The 7,932-nt window shown below is 62.8% G+C and carries 7 protein-coding genes and 1 pseudogene; all 8 read left to right on the top strand.

Going from position 1 to position 7,932, the window contains the following annotated elements; all coding sequences use genetic code 11:
• Positions 1-507, top strand: a 507-nt coding sequence (locus tag ENZ75_RS09725) for an NADH-ubiquinone dehydrogenase (RefSeq protein WP_245481142.1), incomplete at its 5' end; no start/stop codon positions are given.
• 73 nt (positions 508-580) lie between these two features.
• Positions 581-2,662, top strand: coding sequence for an NADH-quinone oxidoreductase subunit NuoG (gene nuoG / locus ENZ75_RS09730; protein WP_013531096.1), 2,082 nt, complete (start codon positions 581-583; stop codon positions 2,660-2,662).
• A 2-nt stretch (positions 2,663-2,664) separates the two neighbouring features.
• Positions 2,665-3,708, top strand: coding sequence for an NADH-quinone oxidoreductase subunit NuoH (nuoH, locus tag ENZ75_RS09735; protein WP_013531097.1), 1,044 nt, complete (start codon positions 2,665-2,667; stop codon positions 3,706-3,708).
• On the top strand, positions 3,708-4,199 hold the full coding sequence (gene nuoI / locus ENZ75_RS09740) for an NADH-quinone oxidoreductase subunit NuoI (RefSeq protein WP_013531098.1): 492 nt from the start codon (positions 3,708-3,710) through the stop codon (positions 4,197-4,199). The genes nuoH and nuoI overlap by 1 nt, the downstream gene beginning before the upstream one ends.
• Positions 4,200-4,321: 122 nt before the next feature.
• Positions 4,322-4,942 (top strand): NADH-quinone oxidoreductase subunit J, encoded by a 621-nt coding sequence (locus ENZ75_RS09745; RefSeq protein WP_013531099.1) that lies wholly within the window; start codon positions 4,322-4,324, stop codon positions 4,940-4,942.
• A gap of 1 nt (position 4,943) precedes the next feature.
• The gene (nuoK, locus tag ENZ75_RS09750; protein WP_010910101.1) at positions 4,944-5,252 is read left to right on the top strand and encodes an NADH-quinone oxidoreductase subunit NuoK; all 309 of its coding nucleotides are present in this window, start codon (positions 4,944-4,946) and stop codon (positions 5,250-5,252) included.
• Between the two features lie 10 nt (positions 5,253-5,262).
• The gene (nuoL, locus tag ENZ75_RS09755) at positions 5,263-7,236 is read left to right on the top strand and encodes an NADH-quinone oxidoreductase subunit L (protein ID WP_063168236.1); all 1,974 of its coding nucleotides are present in this window, start codon (positions 5,263-5,265) and stop codon (positions 7,234-7,236) included.
• A pseudogene (locus tag ENZ75_RS09760) lies at positions 7,236-7,928 on the top strand (NADH-quinone oxidoreductase subunit M); the annotation flags it as partial. The gene nuoL and the pseudogene ENZ75_RS09760, both read left to right, overlap by 1 nt.
• Positions 7,929-7,932: the final 4 nt, after the last annotated feature.

Here is a 7,932-nt window from a genome sequence, read left to right on the forward strand (position 1 = left end):
TGGCTGGGCGCGTTTTCAGGCGCGGCAGAAGCCTCGCAACGGCTGCTGCAGCCGATCGTCGATGATTTCGAGGCGCGCGTCGCCCAGTTCGATGAACCGAGTCCTTCCTCCACCAAGGCACGGGCAACGGCGAAAACAATGATCGCCGAGGCGCAGTCCTTCGCGCAGGAAGTCACCGATATTGCCGCCAAGGAAGCCGCCACCATGACGCCGGTGGCAAATGCCGTTCCCGCAACGGGCGGCGTCGGCGATGCGCTGTTGCCCGAGGATTTCAGGCAGCCCAAGGCCATGGAGAAGCCGGCGAAACCGGCGGATCTCAAGGCGATATCCGGCATCGGGCCCAAGCTGGAAAAGGTTCTCAACGGCCTCGGCATCTGGACGTATGCCCAGATCGCGGCATGGACGCCGCAAGAGGTTGCCTGGGTCGAGGACTATCTGTCGCTCGGCGGCCGCATCGGCCGCGACGATTGGACAGCTCAAGCGGCGGCGCTCGCCGTCAAGAAGTGAATGAAGTGCTCGACGTGGTCTCGACCGCGTCCGGAAAAAGAGATTGCGGGAACTCCGCAGGGGTTTGAGGCGAATGGCAAAGCTCAAGGTCGACGGGAAAGAGATCACTGTACCCGACCACTACACGCTGCTGCAGGCGGCGGAAGACGCTGGCGCGGAAGTGCCGCGCTTCTGCTTCCATGAGCGGCTGTCGATCGCCGGCAATTGCCGCATGTGCCTGATCGAGGTGAAGGGCGGGCCGCCCAAGCCGCAGGCTTCCTGCGCCATGAACGTGCGCGACCTGCGTCCCGGCCCGAATGGCGAGGCGCCGGAAATCTTCACCAACACGCCGATGGTCAAGAAGGCCAGGGAAGGCGTGATGGAGTTCCTGCTGATCAACCATCCGCTGGATTGCCCGATCTGCGACCAGGGCGGCGAATGCGACCTGCAGGACCAGGCGATGGCTTTCGGCGTCGATTCCTCGCGCTATCACGAGAACAAGCGCGCGGTCGAAGACAAATACATCGGACCGCTGGTGAAGACGGTGATGAACCGCTGCATTCACTGCACGCGCTGCGTCCGCTTCACCACCGAAGTCGCCGGCATTTCCGAACTGGGCCTGATCGGCCGTGGCGAGGATGCCGAGATCACCACCTATCTCGAACAGGCGATGACCTCGGAGCTGCAGGGCAATGTCATCGACCTTTGCCCGGTCGGCGCGCTGACCTCGAAGCCATTCGCCTTCCAGGCGCGGCCGTGGGAGCTGACCAAGACCGAATCCATCGACGTGATGGATGCGGTCGGCTCGGCGATCCGCGTCGATAGCCGGGGCCGCGAAGTGATGCGCATCCTGCCGCGCGTCAACGAGGCGGTGAACGAGGAGTGGATCTCCGACAAGACCCGCTTCATCTGGGACGGCCTGCGCACGCAGCGCCTTGACCGCCCCTATGTGCGCAAGGACGGCAGGCTGGTTGCTGCCAGCTGGGCCGAGGCCTTCGCCGCGATCAAGGACGCGGTGTCGAAGACGGCGCCCGAAAAGATCGGCGCTATCGCGGGCGATCTCGCCGCCGTCGAAGAAACCTATGCGCTCAAGCTGCTGATGGCTTCGCTCGGCTCGAAGAATACCGATTGCCGCCAGGATGGCGCCGCACTCGATCCGGCGCTGGGCCGTGCGAGCTATATCTTCAACCCGACCATCGAAGGCATCGAGCAGGCCGATGCGGTGCTGATCATCGGCGCCAACCCACGTTATGAAGCCTCGGTGCTCAATGCGCGCATCCGCAAGCGCTGGCGGACCGGCAATCTGCCGGTCGGCGTCATCGGCGATGTCGGCGATACCCGCTACGATTACGAACAGCTGGGCGCCGGGCCGGATTCGCTTGGGGATTTGGCCAACGGCAATGGCAAGTTCTTCCAGACGCTGAAGAAGGCGACACACCCGCTGATCATCGTGGGACAGGGCGCGCTGGCGCGTGCCGATGGCGCGGCCGTGCTCGGTCAGGCGGCCAAGCTCGCGGCCGCCGTCAACGCTGCTCGCGCAGACTGGAACGGCTTTGCCGTGCTGCACAATGCGGCCGGGCGCGTCGGCGGTCTCGATCTCGGCTTCGTGCCGGGCGAGGGCGGCAGAAACGTTGCCGGCATGCTGGGCGAAATGGAGCTCTTGTTCCTGCTCGGCGCCGACGAGATCGACATGGCCAAGACCGGCGGCGCCTTCGTCGTCTATATCGGCACGCATGGCGACCAGGGCGCGCACCGCGCCAATGTCATCCTGCCGGCGGCCGCCTACACGGAAAAATCGGCCACCTATGTCAACACCGAAGGGCGTGTGCAGCAGACCAACCGCGCCGGCTTCGCGCCGGGCGAGGCGCGCGAGGACTGGGCGATCCTGCGGGCGCTGTCGGATGTGCTGGGCAAGAAACTGCCGTTCGATTCGCTGCCGCAGCTGCGCGCCAAGCTTTATGGCGAATACCCGCATCTGGCCCGTATCGACCAGGTCGCGGCCGGCAATGCCGAGGATATCGCCGAGGTGGCGAAGCTCGGCGGACGGCTGAACAAGGGCACCTTCACCTCGCCGGTGAAGGATTTCTACCTGACCAACCCGATCGCGCGGGCATCGGCCGTGATGGCGGAATGCTCGGCACTGGCCAAGAGCGGCTTCAAGCAGGCGGCGGAATAAGCATGGACACTTTCTTCTCCTTCTACGTGCTGCCGGCGCTGCTGATCCTGTTGAAGTCAGTCGTGCTGATCGTCGTTCTTTTGATCTTCGTCGCCTACATCCTCTACGCCGACCGCAAGATCTGGGCGGCGGTGCAATTGCGCCGTGGCCCGAACGTCGTCGGCCCCTGGGGCACGCTGCAGGCTTTCGCCGATCTGTTGAAGTTCGTCTTCAAGGAGCCGGTCATCCCGTCCGGCGCCAACAAGGGCGTGTTTCTGCTGGCGCCGCTGGTGTCGGCCGTGCTGGCGATCTCGGCCTGGGCGGTCATCCCGGTCAGCCACGGCTGGGCGATCGCCAACGTCAATGTCGGCATCCTCTATGTCTTCGCCATCTCCTCGCTCGAGGTCTACGGCGTGATCATGGGCGGCTGGGCGTCGAACTCGAAATATCCGTTCCTCGGCGCGCTGCGCTCGGCCGCGCAGATGGTGTCCTACGAAGTCTCGATCGGCTTCGTCATCGTCACCGTTCTGCTCACCGCCGGCTCGCTCAACCTCACCGATATCGTGCTGTCGCAGCATGATGGAATTGGTACGCGGCTTGGCCTGCCCAACACCTTCCTCGACTGGAACTGGCTGGCGCTGTTCCCGATGTTCATCATCTTCTTCATCTCGGCGCTGGCCGAGACGAACCGCCCGCCCTTCGATCTGGTCGAAGCCGAATCGGAACTGGTCGCCGGCCACATGGTCGAATATTCGTCGACCCCGTTCCTTTTGTTCTTCCTCGGCGAGTATGTCGCCATCGTGCTGATGTGCGCGCTGGCCACCATCCTGTTCCTCGGCGGCTGGCTGCCTCCGTTCGACTTCGCGCCGTTCACCTGGGTGCCGGGCGTCATCTGGTTCGTGCTGAAAGTCTGCTTCGTGTTCTTCGGCATCTCCATGGTGAAGGCCTTCGTGCCGCGCTACCGCTACGACCAATTGATGCGGCTTGGCTGGAAAGTGTTCCTGCCGATCTCGCTGTTCATGGTGGTCGCCACCGCGGCCTTCCTCAAGATCACGGGGTTTGCGTGATGTCCGCTCTTTCCCAAGCCGCCAAATCGCTGCTGCTGCAGGATTTCGTCAGCGCCTTCTTCCTGTCGATGCGCCAGTTCTTCGCGCCGAAGGAGACGATCAACTATCCGCACGAGAAGGGGCCAACCAGCCCGCGCTTCCGCGGCGAGCATGCGTTGCGCCGTTACCCGAACGGCGAGGAACGCTGCATCGCCTGCAAATTGTGCGAGGCGATCTGCCCCGCGCAGGCCATCACCATCGAGGCCGGCCCGCGCCGCAATGACGGCACGCGCCGCACGGTGCGCTACGACATCGACATGGTGAAGTGCATCTATTGCGGCTTCTGCCAGGAAGCCTGCCCGGTCGACGCCATCGTCGAGGGGCCGAATTTCGAGTTCGCGACGGAGACGCGCGAGGAACTCTACTACGACAAGGACAGACTGTTGGCGAATGGCGACCGGTGGGAGCGCGAGCTGGCGCGCAACATCTCGCTGGACTCGCCCTACCGCTGATATTTGACGCATGGACGGGGCGAGGGGCCTCGTCTAAGGACACAACGAAACTTGCGGCCTGAGGCGGCAAACATCGAAACAGGACGGTTGTCCTGTTTGTACAGGAACCCGGGGGATCCCCAATGTTGAGTGGACTAGAGGCGGCCTTTTTCTACCTCTTCGCCTTTGTCGCGGTGGCATCGGCGTTCATGGTCATTTCGTCGCGCAACCCCGTGCATTCGGTGCTGTTCCTGATCCTGACCTTCTTCAACGCCGCCGGCCTGTTCATGCTGACCGGCGCCGAGTTCCTGGCGATGATCCTGCTCGTCGTCTATGTCGGCGCGGTGATGGTTCTGTTCCTGTTCGTCGTCATGATGCTCGACGTCGATTTCGCCGAACTGAAGAGCGGCGCCCTGCAATATGCGCCGATCGGCGCGCTGGTCGGGCTGATCCTGGCGGCGGAGCTGATCGTGGTTCTCGGCGGCTACACCTTCGCGCCGCAGCTCGCTTCGACGGTCTCCAAGCCCATTCCGGATCTTGCCACGCGGACCAATACCGCCGCGCTCGGCGACATCCTCTATACGGACTACCTCTACTACTTCCAGATTTCGGGCCTCGTGCTGCTGGTCGCCATGATCGGCGCCATCGTGCTGACGCTGCGCCACAAGCCAGGCGTCAAGCGGCAGTCGATCGCAGCCCAGGTCGGCCGCACACCGGCGACCGGCATGGAAATCCGCAAGGTCAAGACAGGCGAGGGACTCTGAGATGGTTGTCGGCATCGCACATTATCTGACCGTATCGGCTGTTCTGTTCACGCTCGGCGTGTTCGGCATCTTCCTGAACCGCAAGAACGTCATCGTCATCCTGATGTCGGTCGAGCTGATCCTGCTGGCGGTCAACATCAACTTCGTCGCCTTTTCGGCAGCACTCGGCGATCTGGTCGGCCAGGTGTTCGCGCTGTTCGTGCTGACGGTCGCGGCGGCCGAAGCCGCCATCGGACTTGCCATTCTCGTCGTCTTCTTCCGCAACCGCGGCTCGATCGCGGTCGAAGACGTGAACATGATGAAGGGTTGACGGAACCACCATGTATCAGGCCATCGTCTTCCTTCCCCTGCTCGGCTTCCTGATCGTCGGCCTGTTCGGCACGTCGCTCGGCGCCAAGGCGTCCGAATACATCACCTCGGGTTTCCTGGTGATCGCGGCCGTGCTGTCGTGGGTCGCGTTCTTCACCGTCGGTTTCGGCCATGGCGAGGTGTTCACCGTGCCCGTGCTGCGCTGGATACAGTCGGGTGGGCTGGAAGCGTCCTGGGCGCTGCGGATCGACACGCTGACGGTGGTCATGCTGGTGGTGGTCAACACCGTGTCGGCGCTGGTCCACATCTATTCGATCGGCTACATGCACCACGATCCGAACCGGCCGCGCTTCTTCGCTTATCTGTCGCTGTTCACCTTCGCCATGCTGATGCTGGTGACGGCGGACAACCTCGTGCAGATGTTTTTCGGCTGGGAAGGGGTGGGGCTGGCGTCCTATCTGCTGATCGGCTTCTGGTACAAGAAGCCGTCGGCCAATGCCGCGGCAATCAAGGCCTTTGTCGTCAACCGCGTCGGCGATTTCGGCTTCGCGCTCGGCATCTTCGGCGTGTTCGTGCTGTTCGGCTCGGTCAATCTGGGCACCATCTTCGCCAATGCGGCGACGTTCATCCCGGCCGAAGGTGCACCGCAGGGTGCCGCGGTGCTGACTTTCCTTGGCCATGCGCTGGACAAGCAGGCGGCCATGACGATCGTCTGCCTGCTCCTGTTCATGGGCGCCATGGGCAAGTCGGCGCAAGTGCCGCTGCACACCTGGCTGCCGGACGCCATGGAAGGCCCGACGCCGGTTTCGGCCCTGATCCATGCCGCCACCATGGTGACGGCGGGCGTGTTCATGCTGGCGCGGTTGTCGCCGCTGTTCGAACTGTCGCATTCGGCGCTGACGGTCGTGACCTTCATCGGTGCCTTCACGGCCTTCTTCGCGGCCACCGTCGGTCTCGTCCAGAACGACATCAAGCGCGTCATCGCCTATTCGACCTGCTCGCAGCTCGGTTACATGTTCGTGGCGCTCGGCGTCGGCGCCTATGGCGCGGCGATCTTCCACCTGTTCACGCATGCCTTCTTCAAGGCGCTGCTGTTCCTCGGCTCGGGCTCGGTCATCCACGCCGTGTCCGACGAGCAGGACATGCGCAATATGGGCGGCCTCAGGAAACTGATCCCGACCACCTACTGGATGATGGTGATCGGCACGCTGGCGCTGACCGGCGTCGGCATTCCGGTGACGGTCATCGGCACCGCCGGCTTCTTCTCCAAGGACGCCATCATCGAGAGCGCCTTTGCCGGCCACAATTCGGTTGCCGGCATGGCCTTCGTGCTTTTGGTCATCGCCGCCTGCTTCACCTCCTTCTACTCCTGGCGGCTGATCTTCATGACCTTCCACGGCAAGCCGCGGGCGAGCCATGAGGTCATGCACCATGTCCATGAATCGCCGCCGGTGATGCTGGTGCCGCTGTTCATCCTGGCTGCGGGTGCGCTGTTTGCCGGCGTCATCTTCCACAACGCCTTCATCGGCGAGGGCTATGCCGAGTTCTGGAAGGCATCGCTGTTCACATTGCCTGACAATCACATCCTGCACGACATCCACGAATTGCCGCTGTGGGTCGAACTGTCGCCCTTCATCGCCATGCTGATCGGCTTCGCGCTGGCCTGGAAATTCTACATCCGCTCGCCGGAAATGCCGGTCAACCTGGCCGCGCAGCATCGCGGGCTCTACGCCTTCCTGCTCAACAAGTGGTATTTCGACGAGCTCTACGACTTCCTGTTCGTGCGGCCCGCCAAGCGCCTTGGCCATTTCCTGTGGAAGACCGGCGACGGCACCGTCATCGACGGCCTCGGCCCCGACGGTATCTCGGCGCGTGTCGTCGATGTCACCAACCGCGTCGTCAAGCTGCAGACCGGCTATCTCTACCACTACGCCTTCGCCATGCTGATCGGCGTTGCCGCACTCGTCACCTGGATGATGCTCTGATGACCGCCTGGCCAATCCTCTCGCTGGTCACCTTCCTGCCGCTGGTTGGTGTGCTGCTTATCCTGTTCATCAATGACGACAGCGAAAATGCACGCCGCAACATCCGCGCCATCGCGCTGTTGACGACGACTTTCACGTTCATCATCTCGCTGTTCATCTGGACCGGATTCGACAATTCGCAGTCCGGCTTCCAGTTCGTCGAGAAGGTCGCCTGGCTCGATTCCGGCATTTCCTACCATATGGGCGTCGACGGCATCTCGATGCTGTTCGTCATCCTGACGACCTTCCTGATGCCGCTCTGCATCCTGGCCTCGTGGGAATCGATCGAGAAGCGCGTCAAGGCCTACATGATTGCCTTCCTGCTGCTCGAAACGCTGATGATCGGCGTGTTCTGCGCGCTGGACATCGTGCTGTTCTACGTCTTCTTCGAAGCCGGCCTGATCCCGATGTTCATCATCATCGGCGTCTGGGGCGGCAAGCGGCGCGTCTACGCCTCGTTCAAGTTCTTCCTCTACACGCTCGCCGGTTCGGTGCTGATGCTGCTCGCCATCATGGCGATGTTCTTCCAGTCCGGAACAACCGACATCCCGACGCTGCTGACCCACAACTTCCCGGCCAACATGCAGACCTGGCTATGGCTTGCCTTCTTCGCCTCCTTCGCGGTGAAGATGCCGATGTGGCCGGTGCACACATGAC

This window comes from Mesorhizobium sp. M7A.F.Ca.CA.002.04.1.1, assembly GCF_004022805.1.
Classification (GTDB): Bacteria; Pseudomonadota; Alphaproteobacteria; order Rhizobiales; family Rhizobiaceae; genus Mesorhizobium; species Mesorhizobium ciceri.